Below are 19119 nucleotides of genomic sequence, written 5' to 3'. Positions count from 1 at the left end.
CTCTCAACTCTCCACTCTCAACTTATTAAGTCTCACTGTTACCGCATTTTTGTGCGCATCCAGATGTTCGTTCGCCGCCATCTCTTCAATAGCCGGACCGATATTCTTCATCCCTTCCGGACGGATTTCCTGGAATGTAATCTTACGGATAAAGCTGTCGAGGCTCACACCGCTATATGCTTTCGCATAGCCGTTGGTGGGCAGAGTATGATTCGTTCCCGATGCATAGTCTCCGGCACTTTCCGGTGAGAGCGAACCCAGGAATACAGAACCTGCGTTCACCACACGCTCCGCAACCTGCATATAGTCCGCAGTCTCCACTATCAGATGTTCGGGAGCATATTCATTCGTCAGTTCCAACGCCTCTTCCATATCTTTCACCACAATGAGCTTACTGTTGGCAAGAGATTTCTCCGCAATTTCCTTACGTGGCAGGAGTTCCAACTGGCGTTCCACTTCCGCTTTCACAGCCTGCTGCAATGCTTCGGAAGTCGTTATCAACACAGCTTGGCTATCCACACCGTGTTCCGCCTGGCTCAGCAAGTCCGCAGCCACAAATACCGGGTCGGCAGTCTCGTCCGCCAGCACTTCCACCTCCGACGGTCCGGCAGGCATATCAATCGCTACGTCACGCAAGCTGACCAACTGTTTCGCAGCCGTCACATACTGGTTTCCGGGACCGAATATCTTGTAAACCTTCGGCACGCTCTCTGTTCCGTAGGCCATTGAAGCAATAGCCTGTACGCCGCCTGCCTTGAATATCCGGTTCACGCCTGCCACTTGCGCAGCGAAAAGAATGGCGGGATGCACCCGTCCTTCCCTGTCCGGCGGTGTGCAAAGCACAATCTCCTTGCAACCCGCAATCTTGGCAGGCACAGCCAGCATCAGCACGGTAGAAAACAGAGGAGCCGTTCCTCCGGGAATGTACAATCCCACCTTTTCAATAGCCACCGCCTTTTGCCAGCACGTCACGCCCGGCATGGTTTCCACCTTCTTGCTTTCAAAGCGTTGGGCAGCATGAAAAGTCTCTATATTCTGTTTAGCCAGGCGAATAGCCGCTTTCAGCTTTTCATCCACCAGCGTCTCCGCTTCTTTCAGTTCCGCCTCCGTCACCACCAGTGATGCCAGTTCCACTTTATCGAATTTCGCTTCCATCTCCAGCACTGCACGGTCGCCCTCTGCACGCACGCGGTCGATAATACCCCGCACCGTATCAAACAGATTCTCAGTATTCATCACCGGACGTTTCAGTATCTCCGCCCATTGTGATTTATCCGGATTATTTATTAATTTCATAATTGTTATATTGTTTATATTAGATAAATGATAATTTAGCGGCTTTGCCGCTAAAAATTGACAATTAACAATTGACAATTGACAATTACCATTCGAAACGATTGTTTAAGCACAATATAGCGCAGCCTAATTGTTAATTGTCAATTGTCAATTGTCAATTTTTAGCGGGCATCAGCCCGCTAAATTATCATTTTCTCAATCGGCAACACCAAAATACCTTCCGCCCCCAGCGACTTCAACTTTCCGATAATCTCCCAGAAACATTTTTCATCCAGCACCGTATGTACCGAGCACCAGCCTTCCTGTGCCAGCGGCATCACCGTCGGGCTCTTCATCCCCGGAAGCACCTGGATAATCTCTTCCAGCCGTTCCTTCGGCGCGTTCATCAACACATACTTCTTATCTTCCGCCGTCTTCACCGCATCCATACGGAAAAGCAACTCTTTCAGAATCTCTTTCTTTTCCGCACACATATTGCGGTTGCCAATCAGCAATGCCTCCGACTTCATCACCACTTCCACCTCTTTCAACCGGTTGCTCACCAGTGTAGAACCGGAACTTACGATATCAAAAATCGCATCCGCCAACCCGATACCCGGCGCTACTTCCACCGACCCCGTAATGACGTGTATCTCCGAATTCACCTTCTGTGTCTTCAAGAAAGTAGTAAGAATCCCCGGATAAGACGTCGCAATCTTCCGTCCCTCAAACCACTGCACCCCGGGGTACTCTATATCTTTGGGAATAGCCAGCGACAAACGACACTTGCTGAATCCGAGACGTTTGATAACCTCCGCATTCTCATTCTTTTCCACATACTCGTTCTCGCCTACAATACCTATGTCCGCCACTCCCGTAGCCACCGACTGCGGAATATCATCATCACGAAGAAACAACACCTCGATAGGAAAATTGGACGACTGCACCAGCAACGAACGTTTCATTACACTCAGTTTTATATCCGACTCTCCCAAAAACGACATCGTCTCATCATACAGACGACCTTTAGCTTGTACTGCAATTCTTAATAGCATAACCTTATTTATTATTTTACGATTTAACCATTCACAAAAACTAAACTATACTTAACCAAACTTCCCAAAACAAAAAAACGAGGCCTGCCATTATCCGGCAAGCCTCGTCATTCATTGTATCTTCAATTATGCACATACAACCATACGCCTACCGATTATTCGTCAGGTAATGATGATGGTGATGATGTGCAACAATATTTTTCATACGATTCTTTTGTTTTGATGCGACAAAAGTAAACTATTCGTTTGGAACTTCCAAAGAATTATCACAAAAAGTTTCGTTTTACTATCATTTTCTTAGTTTCACCACAGATTACACAGATTCACACAGAATAATCAGAATAAAAATATCTGTGTGAATCTGTGTAATCTGTGGTGAAAATTCAGATCATCAAATCAGCGGCAAAATCTCTTCCGGCTCCACATCGCAGTGATGAAAGTGCATTTCCTGCTCCGCCTTCTCCTTCGGGAAAGTGAAGTAAGTGCATACCGCCTCCGAGCACACCTCTCCCGCTTCATTATAAAGTTTCGCATCAATAATCACGATATTCCGCTTCTGCTCGCGTATGGAAGCCCGCAACACGATATGCGAGTCTGCAGTCGACACCGGTTTGCGGAAACGTGTCTCCATCTTCGAAGTCACCCCGCTTGTCTGCAACTTACGCACTACCACCCATCCGCAAATTTCATCCAGCAGCACCGACTGAATGCCACCATGCAGCGTATTCAGCCAGCCTTGATATTCCGGACGCGGTTTCCAGATGCTCACCACCTCGTCACCATCCTCGTAAAACTCCATTTTCACACCAGCCTCATTATTAGGCGCACAACCGAAACAGTTGTATCCTTCCAAGTCTTTCCACGGATTGATAATCTTCTTCATACAGTCTCGCTTTTTTTATATAGTCTTATTCATAATATACATACTCGCGCTCTTCGTACACCACAGGCACGTCATTCACGTATTTAATCCTGATTTTCCAGTTGCCACGGTTGTCTTTATGGAACTTATAGACGTACTTCGTTTCCTCCGGCTGCCCGTCAAGCTGTTCCGTACCGGAAATCAATTCACCTTTCGCATTATATCTATAGGTATAGGTATTACTTCCGGTTCCGGGAGGCAGCAGAAACTGTTCTCCCACAACGCGTCCCTGGAAATTATATGCTCTCCGTACAGGATAAACCGGTTCCTCCCCTTCGGGCTGAATGAGCACTTGACGCTCTATCTGTTGCCCATAGGAATCATACATATAACGGAATTCACTGCATTTTGTTCCGTCCGTCTTGTAACCGGTTTCCCGCACCGGATTATCTTCCAGATCATAACGCAGAATGTCTCTCCGCACCATTTCTCCTTTATCATCCAACACCGAGCAATGCTTCAGGCGGTCTTCCTTATCATAAGCATAATCCTTGCTCCCTGTCAGCACACCTGCCGGAGTATAATAGCTTTCTTTCGACAAATGTCCCTCTTCATCATACTCATACCGAACGCTCTTCAGCGATTTTCCCGTATCCGAAAAAATTTCCTCCCTCGTTTTCTTTCCGTTCTCATCAAACTCACAGGTAAAAAAACAACCTTTCTTCTCTCCCTTGTCCACAGCCTGCGGACCTTTCGGTACAGCCACATACGAAGTCTGCCGCACCTTTTTCACTTTACCATGCACGGGCAATTTCTCCCAATCATTTCCACCGTCGACATATTCTATATCCCGGCAGACAATGAATTTCGGTTCACCGTCTTCTCCGCAACCTTCAAATCTCTCCGTCCAGTTGCCGGCTTCATCCGTTTTTCTTATGGGATTCTTCTTTTCGTCATCTTTCACGACTCTCAATTTGCTCAGATAGCGTATACCTTCCCTTTTCAGAGCTGTCGTATCCCATCTCTCGACCCCGGAGTCTTTCAACGACCTCATTTCCCCATTCGAACCAGTCGTTGTAATTACCTTCACCGGGTGTCCATCCTTATCGTACACCACTTGCCTTCCAAGCAGCACCTTTTTCTTATAGTCATTGTTTAACTTCTTCAACACCTTGCCGTCTTCACTGTATTGGGCGGAGTAAATTTGAATCGTATCTTCCTGCCCATCCATGGTGACAATGCAATTCAGATGCCCGTTCGCATCATATGTATAGTCCCAACAGTTGCTTACTCCCTTGTCGGCCGTAGCATAGATTTCCCTCGCCACCTGCCCGTCCGCATTATAGCGATACACCAGTTTGCCAAGCGGACTGCCGTCCGGTTTCAACCTGTTCTCCACCACCTTCCGGCCTTTACTGTCATACTTCACAAACTGGATGTAATCCACAACCCTGCCCGTCCCCCATGAAGTGTCCTTCAGTATCGGTTCGTAGACCACTGTGCGTATACTCTTAATCCTCGGATGATCTCCGCCACGAAGCCCTGCCGGAACAACCGCCAGCAACAAAAAAGAAACAAGGATTTTATACTCTCTGAAAATTGATTCGTATCTCATATTCAATAGTGTTTTTCTGTAATATTGCCACAAATGTAACAATACTTCTGTAAGCACAAAAAAAGGCGGGAAGTTTTTTACTCCCCGCCTTCATTTATCCTATATCCGTAAACTCCGCTTTTACTTCAAAACAAGGACACTCTACACAAAAGCTGCAGCAGCATGCGTTAATTTACCAGCTACATCTTTCAATGCATTAGCCAATGTATTCAATTCAGCCGGGGTAAATGTAGCAACTTTCCCGTGTACAGCATTCCCATCAATCCGTTGATGCAACCATGAAGCCGATTTTCCAAAATACTGTTTAGCGAATTCTGAAACAGAAATAAAAGGAGATACATTCATCCTCAAGCAATTCCCCCGCCCGTATCCACTTTACATACGTCAGCAACGTCTCTCTGCTCACAATCTTTCCCGTCTCCACATTTACCACATCTATCACCGAAGCCAGCGAACGGATAATCTGTGTATAATTTTCCTCTCCACTGTAACGCAGCTACCCTTGCTCTATCAACTTTACAATGACTTTGGCAATCTCCTTCGGATGGCCGTAATACTCTAACCTTGCAGGTGTATCATGCTTTTCTACTTGCCGAAGCTGCCGGAGCAGACTTTTTTTTCTCTACACTAACCAGCAACTCTTCAATGAGCGTGTACTCACGTTCACTGGCTATTTTCAGTGCATCGCGCAATTCTTCTAATTCCATAATTTTTTAATTGTTTTAGTTTATATAATAATGCCTATTCAGGCTCTTTATTCCGAACATTCCAGACCAATAATGCCAACAACACTGACAACACTGCCGCCCCTATCCAAAACCAATTGATATATGTGAAGTCATAAAAATCCTTTCCATTTACCACAGTCTTATTTCCTTCAATAAGCAGACCGCTCATTACATCCTGCAAGCCGGCACCGATATAACTGGCAACTCCCACTACCCCCAGAGCTGCGCCTGAAGCATTGCGCGGAGCAATATCCACAGCCATCAATCCACCCAAAAAACAGAGAAGTACCCCAATACTGGAACCAAATAAGATCATCGCCAATATATCCACCCCAATGTGTGTACCGGGAACGAGCAGGAACAGACATAAGGCAACCACATTCATCAACCCAAAAATCAAAGCGGGCGCATTTCGCCGTCCTCCGAACAGTTTATCGGAAATCAGCCCGGAAAATACCGTGCCCACTATGCCACATACCGAATTGATGGAAATGATGAAGTTGGCATCCAGAGTGGAATATCCCTTTTGCGCTTCCAGATAAAACACTCCCCAGCTGTTCACCGCATAACGACTGATATACATGAAAGCGCTGGACAAAGCCAATATCCAAATGGCAGGCATCAACAACACCTGTTTCTGCGCTTTATTATAATCCGCCGCTTCGGCCGCACTCATTTCTTCTTTTTCTTTTGGTTGATTAACAGCCGGAAGTCCTTTACTTTGCGGGGTATCATGAAAAAAGCGCCATATAATCAGTGCACCGATAATTCCTACCATTCCTGCACCGAAAAAACCATACCGCCAGCCCAGAACACTTACGATAGAAGCAACAATAATAAAAGTCAGGGCTTCTCCTATATTGTGACTGGCTGACCAAAATCCATAGAAAGAACCTCGCTCCTTGTCACAAAACCACCGTGAAAGCCCCACGACGCACGATGCCGCACCCATTGACTGAAACCAGCCGCTAATGCCCCAAAGAATGGCAAACAAGAAGAACGAATTTGTAAATCCCAGGCAAAGGTTTGCCAGCGCACTCACTAACAATCCCGTAGTCATCAGGCGATTTATATTACTACGGTCGGCAATGAATCCGTTTGCAAACTTCCCTACAGCGTATGTAAAGAAGAGTACGGCACCGATAATTCCCAACTCGGTTTCCGAGAATATACCTTCCTCAACTATCGGTTTTTTAACGACATTCAGACTGAGACGACAGACATAATACATACCATAACCGAAGGTAGCGGCAAGGAATGTAGACCACTTCAGAAACTTCATTCGTCTTTTGGTATCGGACAAAGACTCCCCGCTACAGGGTTTCGGAGTTGAAACCCTGTAGAAATTTATTAACTGTTTCAGCATACTGTTTACTAAACTTAGTTATGAAGCCCTTTCTTCTTCAAATACTCAATAAGAAGAACAGGCCGGTCGGTTTGAATCAGTTTTGTTCCCTGATCGATTATCCATCCCCAACTTTCATCCGGTTGCTGTTGTTCCACCGCACGGTCATCATCATGCCCTCCGCATAATTCCGGCCAAAGTGAATTGATGAAAATCTTAGCGCCACTGGCACGGACTTTCTGTATCAGCCGCTGTATCTCAGAAGTATCTTTACTGAATACAAGTTCATAAGCCACCGGCTTCATGTGAGCCATATAACCATCAATAATATCTTCGGCACCTTCTTTATCTAAGGCTATCACCGGCATGAAAATCATTTTCCGGAGTATATCACCATGTTCCGCTTTCACTCTCTCGTAAGGTAAGGATGCCTTCATTATGCACTGCTGTGCCGTACCGCTCTTTTCGAGAATGGCATAGGCTTCATCAAAATAGTCGTAGCCTTTATCCACATTTACCATAATCTTGCCTTTGCACAGTTGCATCACCTCTTCAAATGTGGGAATAGTGTGTGCCGTCCGATGCCCCGCCCCGCTTCTCAGGCGGAATTTGCGTAACTCCTCCAATGTATAGTCCTCCGGTCGCCCTTTGCCTGTGGTGGTGCGATCAATGGTTTTATCGTGCATCAAAATCAAATGTCCGTCTTTGGTTTTCTTCAAGTCTATTTCCACCATATCCACTCCCATCTCGATACAATTCCTGATTGCCTGAAGAGAGTTCTCGGGGGCATTGCGCCAATCGGCACGATGCGACACGACAAGAACCGAGTTATTACCTTCTTGCAGGAGATTGTTACGGATGGCGAGTGCCTTGTCCTGCGCAAACAGTGACCATGCTACTGATAATAAAAGCGTTATAAGCAAAAATCTTTTCATACTGATTATTTTTTCAAATTATTTAATTCTGTTTTTAATTCTTGAATTTCTTTTTGCTGCTGAATGGTATAGAGCGTAAGTTCCTCTATCTTCTGCAGCAATATCTTATTCATATCGTGTTGAGAATATCCTTCTTCAGCCACTTGCTTGGCAGAAGGTACATCCGGCAGATGATTATTCTCGGAAATAAACTCTTCCACTTCCGGAATTGTCCTCAAAGCGTAATCTTTATTAAACACGAAGTCAGACCAGGAGGATTGCGGACCAATACCATAATCTTCCGAAAGTACTCCCTTGGCCACAAACAAACCGTATTTCGTTTTAAGTTCCTGACGAATCTTACTAACAGAAGTGTCGATTATACCAATATAAGTATTTCTGCTATCTGCATCAAAATACAAGCAACTGTTACCATTAGTGCCCAAATATAGTCCGTGTTTCGAATCTGTTCCAATCCAAGCACTTTGATTGTCCGAATCTCTTCCAAAATACGTTTTAATGCCATTCTTTTCTGTATATATACTTCCACTTACGTTCAAGGCGTAACCAGAATTCGTTACTTGACCTATCGTCAAGCTGTTTTCTTTGATCAACACATGTGGGGTATCTTCATTACTCACATTACCATTTCCCCAAAAAGCAACTCCCTTCTTTCCTCCTATCCTTAACCATTTTCCATTTACTTCTCCCTGAATAGTAGGATCACCATTCCGCCCAATACACATAGTTATGGCATTAGAGACAGATACAGTTCCATTAGCTCTCACTCCTAAATTAGGCACATCGTTCATCTCTACATTTCCATCTCCCCAAAAACCAATTCCACTTTTGGATCCGATACGTAAACGTTTATCAACAATACTTGAATTCATTAATGGCTCCTGATTTCTTCCCATCTTAAATGTCACCCCTTCATTCGCATAGAAACCTTTCAGAGACAAATGTAAAGGATTAAATACGGTTGTCTGAGCAGCTGTTATAAAAATTTTATTTTGTTTGCTGGGATTAATCCTAATTCCATTAAGTCCGCTAATCGTTAACTCTTCATTCGGAAAACCTATACTGCCAAGATAATAAAGCCAAGAATTATAAAAATTCAATGCCGGCATGCCGTCAGAAGCTCCAATAATAGAAGTTGTTCCATTTGCCGACACTCTGAAACGCTCTTCGTTAGGCCATCCCGTTATAATAGAATAACTGCGTCTATCTATCGGGGTAGATAAACTGTTACCTACATATCGTAGGAACCCTTTATCACCACGCTGCCAATCATAATCCCCTGAACCCGAAAGTCCGGGAAGTTGAGCACCCGGAGCATACTGAGCATACACACTATTTCCTGTCAATGATCCTAAAAGCAATACAATTAGTATCAGATATGATTTTGATATTTTCATAATTATCTTAATTAGAAGTTAGCAATTATTTTTCTGTTTATTTTATAAGAATCCGATTCAACTGTAACCAAGTATATACCGGTTGTTTGTATCTGGATATTTTTATCCAAAAGTATCACATTGCCCAAAGACATTTCACGAAGCAATGCTCCTTTAAGATCAGTAAGTCGGATTTTCACATTTTCCGCTTCGGGGAAATTTATATGAACCCGGATGACTTGCGCACTTTTATCAAAGTAGATTTCCTCATATAGAGGAATCATTTTATTACTCTCCTTTATATTACCTCTTGTTTGATTATTTGCGCCAACTTGTCCCATACACCATTTTTGAGCATCAGTATTATCTGATACCTGTTGCAATACATTTTCACGCGTATCAGTCAAATTCATCCCGGTTGCAGCATTGCTGATAGTAAATATACGTCCTTTTGCCGTATCACTTACAGGATAAAAAGCCCACTGTTGATAATTGGATTCCACTTTGGGCGTCATAGCCAGAGCATATCCGGCATCCGCACCTAAAAAAGATAAATCAGCCTGATTCTGCATAACATACCGGAAAGTCTCTTTCAATCCCACACAATGAAAATACCATGCGGAAGAATAAAGAGGAATACCGGTTTCTACATTGAGCAATGATTCATTTCCCACACAGAGTTGCGATTCAGAATGATATAATGCCGAAACTTGTTCTTTAGACAAAGCCACATCATAGACTTTAAAATCATCCATTCCGGCAGCCGGGATATTCCCTACCGTACCTACACATATCTCTGCAACCAAACTCCAATCAGGAGTAAAGGCGGAATAGCATTCCGTCATCTTCCCTGCGGGGGTACCTAAATAAAAGTGTGTACCTTCATCAGAATAGGCTATTGCAACGAAATACCAGCCATCACCTTCAGTAAAATTAGAATCACTCCACATCCATTGCTGGTCCGGCAAAGTATTCTGCCGGCTATCCTTATGATAAATGTCCAGTACAGCCCTCATTCCCTTTTTCTTCATTCCGAGCAATAGTTCGCCATCACCGCCTGTTGCCCAAAACGCTTGGGTAATAGAATCTTTTGTTACATGCATCCAATATGTCAACGTAGCCTCACGACGCACTTGCCCATCAGTTGCAGGCATGGGGACAGTGATGTAGCTATTAGCCTGATCAAAGGCTATAGCTTTTCCTTTTGCACCGAAACGATCTGCCAACGAATAAACTTTTCCATAAATATCGACTGCTTTATCCGACATTATATCTTCGGAGTTTGTCCCGTTCAGTGGCAAACAAGATTTTGGTAACGGTATTTCCTGACCGTATAAATGAGCGGCGAGGAACAATGTCATTACTAATATATAATTCTTCATAGACAGCCTCCTTTAATTATCTTCGCAAAAATGCGTTTGCAATTCATCTTTCAATTCTGCATACTTAAATTCATAGATAGCAATCTCATCGGGCATAGTAAACGTTGTAGATGGTGCCGGATCACCCAATATGATATAAGACGACGAAGAACGCCCCAAATAATTACCCATATAGTTCATCTGCGGTAAATTTAGACCGAAAAATATAGGAGCATGCCATCTATTATTTGTCGTTTTACGGGTATCTTTAGTTTCTATCCATAGAAAATAAGCCGTAAAATATAAATGTACCTCCCATTGAACAACTCCTCCGTCGACGGTGAACATAGGATCATACAAGTTATAATCATAATAATAGGCTGAATTCGGAGCCGTTTTCCTCCTGATAGTAATAGTCCCTTGATGATAGTAAATCTCCAAATGGGAATTTGCCTCTTCAGAAGTACTATTAAAAGATACCAGTTTCAAGAGGCGAGTAACCTTGCTAAGATCTTGTCTCATATTAAAAACAAGAACTAATCCATCTGTCCCCGCTGTTATAGGACTGACTTCGCTCATCCTTAAAACAGTTCTATTCGCATCTCTAACCTCCCGGTAAAATATACTTTTACCTAAAGGGGTAGCATAACTATGTTTATCCTGAGCATATACCCCGGAAGACAATAGGAGAAAAACAAATAGTAATCTCCAGATTCTCATCTTGTGTCGCTGTTCTTTCATTGGCTTGTCATATTATAAATTTGGTTAACTTTATCCCATATATCCGGTCTGTCGGAAGTCATCACCATTATTTTTCCATAAGGAACAGTCATTAGCCAGTAATGGTCTCCTCGCCGGTCATTGACGGTGTATTTCATTTTCCAATCAACAAAACGGGTTACAGTACCTTTCTGCCCAATAGGTTCTTCAGGATAACATCCAGAACGCAATCCCGTTTTTTGGAAAACATAATGAAGAAGGTTCTCATAAGTAACCCCATCCCGAGTGAATGATTTTAAATATGGATCTCTTTCATTCAAAAAATTGGTTTCATAGGCAATTACTTTTTTCCCTCCTTTATCTATCCAGCCATCAGTAAAGTTTAAAAAGTCTTTTCTCTTCGGCTGAATCACAGGCATAAACAGCAGTTTACGTAAAGTAGGCTCAGAAACATAAGCTGCTAATTCATCATATGTATATGGAGTTTTGAAAGCAAGATATTGTAGTGCATTTTTTTCTTCAGCTATCTGAATACAGGTCTGTAAACAGGTCATCCAACTTTCTTTTATCTTCAATCTGGCTGTATCACCATGAAGTTTTGTATCATAGTCACAATTCGCCACACATTGTCCATTTACAACACGAGCTCTTATGTCTTTGATGTCTACAGTCAGTACCATATGTTTTTGCAATAATATATCCACCAAATTTTCAAAGAACAAATAGGGATATACGCTGACATCTGTATTACGTTTTCTCAGTAATAATCCACTCAAAACACCGGAGTTCAAGTCAAATAAATAATCAGTCAAAGGACCCGGATAGTTTGACAATCTTGATAAACTATAATCGTGCGAAATAACCATCCGTTTATCTTTAGTCATCATGATATCCGTCTCCAACACATCAGTATACTTTTGTGCAGTTTCAAATGCCCCCGTAGAATTTTCGGGATAGCCTGCACCTAAATTGTCGCCCCAAAATCCTCTGTGTGCTGCAACTAAGACATCGGCTCCCAGATCAAGTCGCGGCATTTTTACTCGTTTCCATATCCTCGTTACAGGGTCAATATTATGTTTCAGATCGTAGCAATAATGATCTGGATAAAACAAAGCATTTCCCCCATCATGGTCTACAATGCCTACACCGGGAATTTTTACAGTTTGTATGTTTCCTCTATTTTCTGTCATTTCGATGGATAACGTCATGCCATCCGATAAATAACGATGAAGTTTCCCATCAGCTTTCTGCCTTTTTCTTTCGATAGCAAAAAGGGCAGTCTTAATATCCAGACTATTCCATACATCCGGATAATAAGTAGCTCCGCTTCCAAGATCTGAACGCTTGTAGTCAACCCCAACTCCAGAGTAAGTGGTTGACGTAGAAGTTAGACTTGCCTGATATACCAAAGTTTTTGATTCTTTATAGTATATCTTGACAACAACATTGCCACCTCCCGATATATTTCCAATAATACCGGCTTGCCAGTCAGCCTGTGGAGCAAATAATTCCAATAATGAAACAGGAACTTCGAAGGTTCTGACAGCAGCAGAGATTTTCCCAATTGGAATCAGGAAAAATGCAAAAACAAATAGTTTCAATAATTCTTTCAGCATATATAGTTCGTTTATGGAGTTATTGTTTTATACAATAGATCTATTTTATTCCACAGGTCAGGCCTATCGGTCGTCAATACCATTATTTTACCATAAGGTACACCCATGAAAAAGTAATAATCACCTCTCCAATCTTTACTCAGATCTTTAATCATCCAGTCAGCCCAACGATTTACAATCCCCTTTGGTCCCATAGGTTCTTCTGGATAGCTTCCTGGACGTAACCCGGTTCTTGAGTAAACATAATGAAGTAAATTTTCATATTTCACCCCCTGCCGCGTGAAAGAAGAAAGAGATTTATCCTTAGTTGTCTTAAAATTAGTCTCATAAGCAAGTACTCTAGAACCTCCATTTACTGCCCATGAATCAACAAAATCAAGAAAGTCTTTCCTTTGAGGTTGAATTACGGGCATAAATAATACTTTTGACAAAATGTCGTCCGACTCATAATTCAAAAGTTCGGTATATTCATGGGGGACTTTGAAAGCTATATATTGTAGCGCATTTTTAGAAGCAGCTATTTCAATACATTTCTTCATAATTTCCATCCAACTGTCCTTCACTTTTTTCTTAGCTTCTTCTCCATGTGTGGCTGGGTCATATTCACAATTGTCGATGCAGACCCCATTCTTTCTTCTCGCAATAATTTCCTTTATATCTATAGTTAATACCAATTGATTTTCGATAAGTGCATCAATTAAATCCCCAAAAGTTAAAAGCTTAAAATCACTAACAGACATATTTCTTCTCCTTAAATGAAGATTTTCAAGTTGTGACTGGTTCATATTAAATAGATAGTCTCTTAGTGAACCGGGATAATCGGTCAATCTCATCAAACAATAATCGTGAGATACGATTAACTGTTTATCTTTTGTTATCATTATATCAGATTCCAAAATATCTGTATAATCCTTAGTTCTTTTTATAGCAGCTATAGAATTTTCAGGAGCTCCAGTTCCCAAATTATCTCCCCATACTCCACGATGTGCTGCAACTATTAAATCAGAACCTTTATTTATATCCGGAGTCTTTATCTCCATCCACACCTTTGTAACAAAAGAGGATGCGTTTGCCAAATTATGGCAAAAATGTTTAGGATGAAACAAAGAGTTACCACCAAGCTGATCAATAATGCCAATTCCAGGAAACTTAAAAGCCTGCATTTGTGCATTAATCTCTTCTATTTTTAATATCAATTCCAATTCTGAAGAGAAAAAGTTATATGGTCTTATTGCTTGTTGATCATAATGTTTACGATCAATAGCAAACAAAGCCGTTTTCAAATCAAGGCTACTCCATGAATCAGGATAATAGGTAGCTCCACTTCCCAAACTTTCTTTACTATATGTTTGTCCATCTCCTGCAAACTCAGATGTACTTCGATTTAATGTACACTGAAAAAGTAGTGTACCAGTCTGTTTATCTACAAGTTTAACATCAATCTTACCACCATTATTCACACTCCCCTTGATACCCGTAGCATATGAAATATCAGGAGCAAACATTGTACTCAAAGATAATTTAACCGGAAATTCTCTTAATACAGCATAGAGATTCACTGAAACAAATAAGCAAATCATCAATACATAATATTTCATAAGTTGTAATTTAAGATTATTACTTGGTTAATCAACGGTAGCACGTGCACTGATATAAACCAAAGAGAATGAACGCTACAAATTATTTCAGTTAATACTGATAAAGCTATACTCATTCTTGTCGTTTTGTATCATCCACGTTTCCTTTATCATGTAAATTAACAAACCTCCCGTTTTATCCAATGTCACACTTTGGAGCATCAGATGCAACGGGTGGTTTGATTAAGTACTTTGTCAGTAAAAAATAGTATTTTCTTTACTGGTGAGCATTTCGCTTGTAATTTCCACTTCTCATCGACCAAGTTTTTTGTGCTCCTGTAGCATTGGTTCTAAGAGCAAACACCTTACCTGGTTCTGAGGATTTTGTCATATCAGCACAAACATAGATGATACCATTCTTATCTATTACAGGGGAAGACCAAATATTAGTACCCAATTTAATCTCTTTATAAGTCGGTTTTCCATTCGAATTAAGTACATAAAAAACACCTTTTCCATCACCAAAATAGATATTCCCATTATTATCTACTGCCGGTACCGAGCGAATTTTAGCTTGTGCCATGAATTTCCAAATTATAGCACCGTCTTCCTGAGCACAACAAAGCATTTCACCATCGGAGTTACCTACATACAGATGACCTTCAGTACTTAGAGAAATCCCTGAATTAGAAAATGCAGATACTGAATTTGTTTGCCATTTTACACTTCCGTCTTTATTCACAGCCATAATAACTCCACCGTCGTTGGTTTCACCACATATATAGATTGTGCCATCATCTCCTATTGCAGGAACCGATGAGCAACTCTTTCCATAATCTGTTGCCCATTTTTGTTTTCCGGTATTCTTATCAAAAGCATATAACTTACCACTGTTAGAACATACATAGACTGCATCTGATCCAATCACTGGTGTTGACTGGGTGTCTCCTCCGCAATCAGCACTCCACTTCTCAGCCATTGCTGGTGCTGCATGGATAGCATATAGTTTTTTGTTGGTTGAAAAATAAACCGTACCGTCCTGATCAATAGCCGGACTACTATATTTAGCATGGGCTTTTAGATCAAATGTGCTTATTGGAGTTGAAGACTTAGAAGAGAACGCACACAAATTATGTGTATCATCCTTTTTTCTATAACCGCCAATATAAATAGTACCATCATCTGCTACTGCAGGCGACGAGCGTACTACTTCGTTATATTGGTTATACCAAACTTCCTCCCCATCCTTTATAACCCAAATACTTTTTCCGCCACGACCAGCATTGGCGTCACAACCAACGATGACATTGCCATTATCATCTATTGCAGGAGATACGTCCTGGAAACCACATGGTGTCTGAAATTCCCATATAATCTCAGGTTTTTCATTAGAAAGGGATTTTTCCTTAACTATTATTGTCTTATCAAATGCATTTTCATTCTGTATGCTATTATTATCCCATACAGTCAACACTACTTTGTATTCACCAGCCTCATTATAAACTACAGAAGGATTTTCCTCTTCCGAAGAAGCTCCATTGCCAAAATCCCATTGCCACTTGACAATTGATCCGTCTTCATCGAACGACAAGTCTGTAAAATAAATACTTTGTCCGACTTCTATAGTAGTAGTTCCTACTTTGAATGCAGCCACTGGTTTGATATTCACATCATCATTGTCCTGACAAGCTACTGTCAAAATTAACAGTATTGCCATTCCTATCAATTTATTTTTCATACTATCAGTTTTTATTTAATTTATCGAGATATGTTTTTAATTCGACAGGAAAATCTGTCTGCACTACAGTACCCCCCAATTTTACAAACTCGTCTACCTTGCGATAGTTATCCTTAGCAGGTGTCTCATCAGAATTTATATAAACATTCATAAAACCGGCAATACCATTATTATAAGCTTTATTTAGAATCTCATCTTTCCACGTACGTGGATTGAATTGTACAACAGAAAGATTTTTCACTAACGACATATACTGTTCAAGCTCTTCCATACTATAAATGACAGGGAATACATTCACTTCTTTATCAATATTCACAAGCTTTGCAGCATTGGGGACTTCGTACACAGTAAACATTGATTGCGACAACATACCACATTTTTTTACAACCTCATATACAGCACGATAATCAGAAATCTTCATATCAATGTCCACATATATTTTTCCCCGAGCACACATCAAAGCTTCTGACAGTAAAGGCACTCGTTCACTCGTTAACTCCGTTCCATGATACATATAAAAAGAGGCAATCTCATCATATGTTAATGCGGATACTTTTCCTGTACCATTTGTTACTTTATCAATAGTAGAATTGTGCATCAGTACTAATTTCCCATCTTTTGTCATTCGCACATCTATCTCTATATAGTCTATCTTATTCAATATTGCTTTTTCAATAGCCTGGATAGAATTTTCCGGTGCTTCTTTCCAATATCCCCGATGGGCACACACCTGATAACGTCCTTCTTTCAGTGAAGCAGGAATAGATGAACGAACGCCTGCTTCCACTTCTTTTGCGGTCACTTTTATAATTGTCTTATGTGTTTTCTTCTCACCAGAAACAAAGGATACATAAGCCATTACAGTATAGTCATCCGGCAAAGTATAGGCATGTTTTGGCGCTTGTTCAGTAGAACTTTTACCATCACCAAAATCCCAACGTATGGAAGCAATGTCGGTTGCATTTACATTTTCTATAGTGAAAGTGACCATTTCGCCATAATTCACTTCATTGGCTGACACACCAATATGTATTTTTTCACTTTCCAAATTATCACTTTTCGAACAAGATTGTAATAAAAGGAGAAGCAAGACAAACAAACAACAACTTTTCTTTATATACATGATTCTTTATTAGTTTATTTTCACCAATGTGGATTTTGAACTAGATTGTCATTTAATAATATATCACCCATCGGAATCGGATAAAGGTAATCGCGTTCCTCATCAAATTTCTTTTTATTATCCTTAAATCCAATCAAATACCCTTTATCTCCTCCTGTCAGTTGAATTACACCACCTATTTTGACTTTTTGTGAAGCGTTACTTTGCGGTTCATTACCTTCTTTATACAATAGCAAATCTATTTTACCATCATTATCCAAATCAAATTCACCCAATGAAGGGAAATACATACCTGTAAAATGAGGTTCCAACAATTTACCTGCTCTCCAACGTACTAAATCATCCCAACGAAATCCTTCCAATGCTAACTCAATACGACGTTCGCGACGTATTTCAAGTAAAACACCTTTATTGGTACCTGTTACAGTAGGGTACATGGCAGCCATAATAGCATCAGGAGATTGATTAGCATCACCCATATTCAAATTAGGCATTCCCACACGATTTCGAATCAGTTTTATAGACTTATCAATATCATCCTGAGTTAACAGACCTAACTCTGCCTTAGCCTCAGCATAATTCAACAACACTTCAGCATAGCGGATTATAGCAATGTCTTGATAAGAAGCTCCATCTCCGTCTTGCGATACATCCGATACAAATTTGCTGACCTGATAACCTGTCATTGTAGCTGCGAAATCCGGTAATTGTATTGCATTGTCACCAATACGTTTATATCCCACAGAACGAATAGTTTGAGCTAAACGCTTGTCACGATTCTGCATTTCTTCGTAAAATCCCATGGTTGCATAATTAGATTTTGATGTAAACGGTTTTCCATTTGATTGCAATAGATAGGAGTCTACAAAGTCTTTTGTCAAGCCGATATCTTTTTGTGTGCGAGAAGTGAAGTAATAATTTATATTATGCATTTTATTGAGTATCAATGAATAGCGACGGCCTAAAATAACTTCTTCCTCTCTTAAATCACTGGAAGCAAACAAATCACGATAGTCTGTATCTACATTACCTGTAGAATACAATTTATAACCTGATTCATTCATTACTCTTTCCGCTGCTTTATATGCTTTTTCCAGTAATACATCAGATCCTTGTAAATTCAACTCTGTATGATATTTACGGTAAGTCCCTTCATAAAGACAAACACGTGAGAGTAAGGATAGTGCTGTCCAACAGTTCACTTGATCAGAGGCACGTTTATTATCCAACTTATCTATAGCCAGCTCTAAATCCTCTATAATCTTATCCATTACAAATTCGCGGTTATCACGAGGTTTATAAAGCAGGTCTTTATCACCTGTTTGAATAACCGTTTCATACCAGGGAACGTCACCAAAACGCTTTACTTTATCAAAATAAAACCAAGCTCTGAAGAAACGGGCAATCCCCTCATATTTATCACGAGCTACCAAATCAGTACATTGTTTATAATGATCAAAAAACAGATTAACCGTTCTTAAGTCTCCCCAACTCCAACCTCCACTACCGACATCTGACGGGATGGTTCTATCATCACTGCGTTGCTCTACTGGAATATTCGTATATAAAACATTATCAGTAGTCAAATCCTTTTCAATAATAGTTTTAATCGCTGGCAAATTTTCATAGAAGCCATTAGTATAAAGCTCTAAATCCCGAGCTGTCTTAAAAGAATTTTCTGGCGACACTTCTGCTATAGGATATCTGTCCATAAATGAATCATTGCAAGAAGTTGCCATACCTCCTACTATCAGAAATCCAAATACTTTCATTGTTACATATAACTTTTTCAT

General features: G+C 40.8%; 16 protein-coding genes. All 16 read right to left on the bottom strand.

Going from position 1 to position 19119, the window contains the following annotated elements; translation table 11 throughout:
• Window positions 1-3 precede the first annotated feature (3 nt).
• The 16 genes from hisD to BUC01_RS15020 all read right to left on the bottom strand — a co-directional run bounded on the left by hisD (window position 4) and on the right by BUC01_RS15020 (window position 19119).
• On the bottom strand, window positions 4-1296 hold the full coding sequence (gene hisD, locus BUC01_RS15100; protein ID WP_073314120.1) for a histidinol dehydrogenase: 1293 nt from the start codon (window positions 1294-1296) through the stop codon (window positions 4-6).
• A gap of 179 nt (window positions 1297-1475) precedes the next feature.
• Window positions 1476-2330: an ATP phosphoribosyltransferase gene (hisG, locus tag BUC01_RS15095; RefSeq protein WP_025831297.1), complete on the bottom strand. Its 855-nt coding sequence runs from the start codon at window positions 2328-2330 to the stop codon at window positions 1476-1478.
• 391 nt (window positions 2331-2721) lie between these two features.
• Entirely contained in the window at window positions 2722-3213 is a 492-nt protein-coding gene (locus BUC01_RS15090; RefSeq protein ID WP_025831296.1) for a PaaI family thioesterase, read from the bottom strand.
• A 25-nt stretch (window positions 3214-3238) separates the two neighbouring features.
• Window positions 3239-4807: a hypothetical protein gene (locus tag BUC01_RS15085; RefSeq protein WP_025831295.1), complete on the bottom strand. Its 1569-nt coding sequence runs from the start codon at window positions 4805-4807 to the stop codon at window positions 3239-3241.
• A gap of 141 nt (window positions 4808-4948) precedes the next feature.
• Window positions 4949-5152 (bottom strand): DUF5053 domain-containing protein, encoded by a 204-nt coding sequence (locus tag BUC01_RS15080; protein ID WP_243462417.1) that lies wholly within the window; start codon window positions 5150-5152, stop codon window positions 4949-4951.
• Window positions 5153-5382: 230 nt separating this feature from the next.
• Complete coding sequence (locus BUC01_RS26105) at window positions 5383-5514, bottom strand: hypothetical protein (RefSeq protein WP_262484424.1); 132 nt, start codon at window positions 5512-5514, stop codon at window positions 5383-5385.
• Window positions 5515-5548: 34 nt separating this feature from the next.
• Window positions 5549-6901 (bottom strand): MFS transporter, encoded by a 1353-nt coding sequence (locus BUC01_RS15065; RefSeq protein ID WP_025831294.1) that lies wholly within the window; start codon window positions 6899-6901, stop codon window positions 5549-5551.
• 14 nt (window positions 6902-6915) lie between these two features.
• Window positions 6916-7815, bottom strand: a complete 900-nt coding sequence (locus BUC01_RS15060; protein ID WP_025831293.1) for a glycerophosphodiester phosphodiesterase family protein — start codon at window positions 7813-7815, stop codon at window positions 6916-6918.
• A gap of 5 nt (window positions 7816-7820) precedes the next feature.
• Window positions 7821-9212: a hypothetical protein gene (locus tag BUC01_RS15055; protein ID WP_073314117.1), complete on the bottom strand. Its 1392-nt coding sequence runs from the start codon at window positions 9210-9212 to the stop codon at window positions 7821-7823.
• 11 nt (window positions 9213-9223) lie between these two features.
• The gene (locus BUC01_RS15050) at window positions 9224-10573 is read right to left on the bottom strand and encodes a LamG-like jellyroll fold domain-containing protein (RefSeq protein WP_025831291.1); all 1350 of its coding nucleotides are present in this window, start codon (window positions 10571-10573) and stop codon (window positions 9224-9226) included.
• 12 nt (window positions 10574-10585) lie between these two features.
• Window positions 10586-11293, bottom strand: coding sequence for a hypothetical protein (locus BUC01_RS15045; RefSeq protein WP_025831290.1), 708 nt, complete (start codon window positions 11291-11293; stop codon window positions 10586-10588).
• Window positions 11290-12888, bottom strand: coding sequence for a glycerophosphodiester phosphodiesterase family protein (locus tag BUC01_RS15040; protein ID WP_073314115.1), 1599 nt, complete (start codon window positions 12886-12888; stop codon window positions 11290-11292). The genes BUC01_RS15045 and BUC01_RS15040 overlap by 4 nt, the downstream gene beginning before the upstream one ends.
• Window positions 12889-12899: 11 nt before the next feature.
• Window positions 12900-14486, bottom strand: coding sequence for a glycerophosphodiester phosphodiesterase family protein (locus BUC01_RS15035; protein WP_073314113.1), 1587 nt, complete (start codon window positions 14484-14486; stop codon window positions 12900-12902).
• 256 nt (window positions 14487-14742) lie between these two features.
• Window positions 14743-16203, bottom strand: coding sequence for an outer membrane protein assembly factor BamB family protein (locus tag BUC01_RS15030; protein WP_025831289.1), 1461 nt, complete (start codon window positions 16201-16203; stop codon window positions 14743-14745).
• A gap of 4 nt (window positions 16204-16207) precedes the next feature.
• Window positions 16208-17326 (bottom strand): glycerophosphodiester phosphodiesterase family protein, encoded by a 1119-nt coding sequence (locus BUC01_RS15025; RefSeq protein WP_081795766.1) that lies wholly within the window; start codon window positions 17324-17326, stop codon window positions 16208-16210.
• Between the two features lie 20 nt (window positions 17327-17346).
• Window positions 17347-19119 (bottom strand): RagB/SusD family nutrient uptake outer membrane protein, encoded by a 1773-nt coding sequence (locus BUC01_RS15020; RefSeq protein WP_034524190.1) that lies wholly within the window; start codon window positions 19117-19119, stop codon window positions 17347-17349.

This window comes from Bacteroides stercorirosoris, assembly GCF_900142015.1.
Classification (GTDB): Bacteria; Bacteroidota; Bacteroidia; order Bacteroidales; family Bacteroidaceae; genus Bacteroides; species Bacteroides stercorirosoris.
The sequence above is the reverse complement of the archived record's forward strand: the minus strand, read 5'-3'. Positions and strand labels throughout refer to the sequence as shown.

Bases quoted from the DNA above. Each gene is read 5' to 3' on its own strand.
- BUC01_RS15085 (WP_025831295.1), bottom strand. From the start codon at position 4,807: ATGAGATACGAATCAATTTTCAGAGAGTATAAAATCCTTGTTTCTTTT.
- BUC01_RS15040 (WP_073314115.1), bottom strand. From the start codon at position 12,888: ATGCTGAAAGAATTATTGAAACTATTTGTTTTTGCATTTTTCCTGATT.
- hisG (WP_025831297.1), bottom strand. From the start codon at position 2,330: ATGCTATTAAGAATTGCAGTACAAGCTAAAGGTCGTCTGTATGATGAG.
- BUC01_RS15080 (WP_243462417.1), bottom strand. From the start codon at position 5,152: ATGAATGTATCTCCTTTTATTTCTGTTTCAGAATTCGCTAAACAGTAT.
- BUC01_RS15065 (WP_025831294.1), bottom strand. From the start codon at position 6,901: ATGCTGAAACAGTTAATAAATTTCTACAGGGTTTCAACTCCGAAACCC.
- hisD (WP_073314120.1), bottom strand. From the start codon at position 1,296: ATGAAATTAATAAATAATCCGGATAAATCACAATGGGCGGAGATACTG.
- BUC01_RS26105 (WP_262484424.1), bottom strand. From the start codon at position 5,514: ATGGAATTAGAAGAATTGCGCGATGCACTGAAAATAGCCAGTGAACGT.
- BUC01_RS15050 (WP_025831291.1), bottom strand. From the start codon at position 10,573: ATGAAGAATTATATATTAGTAATGACATTGTTCCTCGCCGCTCATTTA.
- BUC01_RS15045 (WP_025831290.1), bottom strand. From the start codon at position 11,293: ATGAAAGAACAGCGACACAAGATGAGAATCTGGAGATTACTATTTGTT.
- BUC01_RS15035 (WP_073314113.1), bottom strand. From the start codon at position 14,486: ATGAAATATTATGTATTGATGATTTGCTTATTTGTTTCAGTGAATCTC.
- BUC01_RS15020 (WP_034524190.1), bottom strand. From the start codon at position 19,119: ATGAAAAAGTTATATGTAACAATGAAAGTATTTGGATTTCTGATAGTA.
- BUC01_RS15060 (WP_025831293.1), bottom strand. From the start codon at position 7,815: ATGAAAAGATTTTTGCTTATAACGCTTTTATTATCAGTAGCATGGTCA.
- BUC01_RS15055 (WP_073314117.1), bottom strand. From the start codon at position 9,212: ATGAAAATATCAAAATCATATCTGATACTAATTGTATTGCTTTTAGGA.
- BUC01_RS15025 (WP_081795766.1), bottom strand. From the start codon at position 17,326: ATGTATATAAAGAAAAGTTGTTGTTTGTTTGTCTTGCTTCTCCTTTTA.
- BUC01_RS15030 (WP_025831289.1), bottom strand. From the start codon at position 16,203: ATGAAAAATAAATTGATAGGAATGGCAATACTGTTAATTTTGACAGTA.
- BUC01_RS15090 (WP_025831296.1), bottom strand. From the start codon at position 3,213: ATGAAGAAGATTATCAATCCGTGGAAAGACTTGGAAGGATACAACTGT.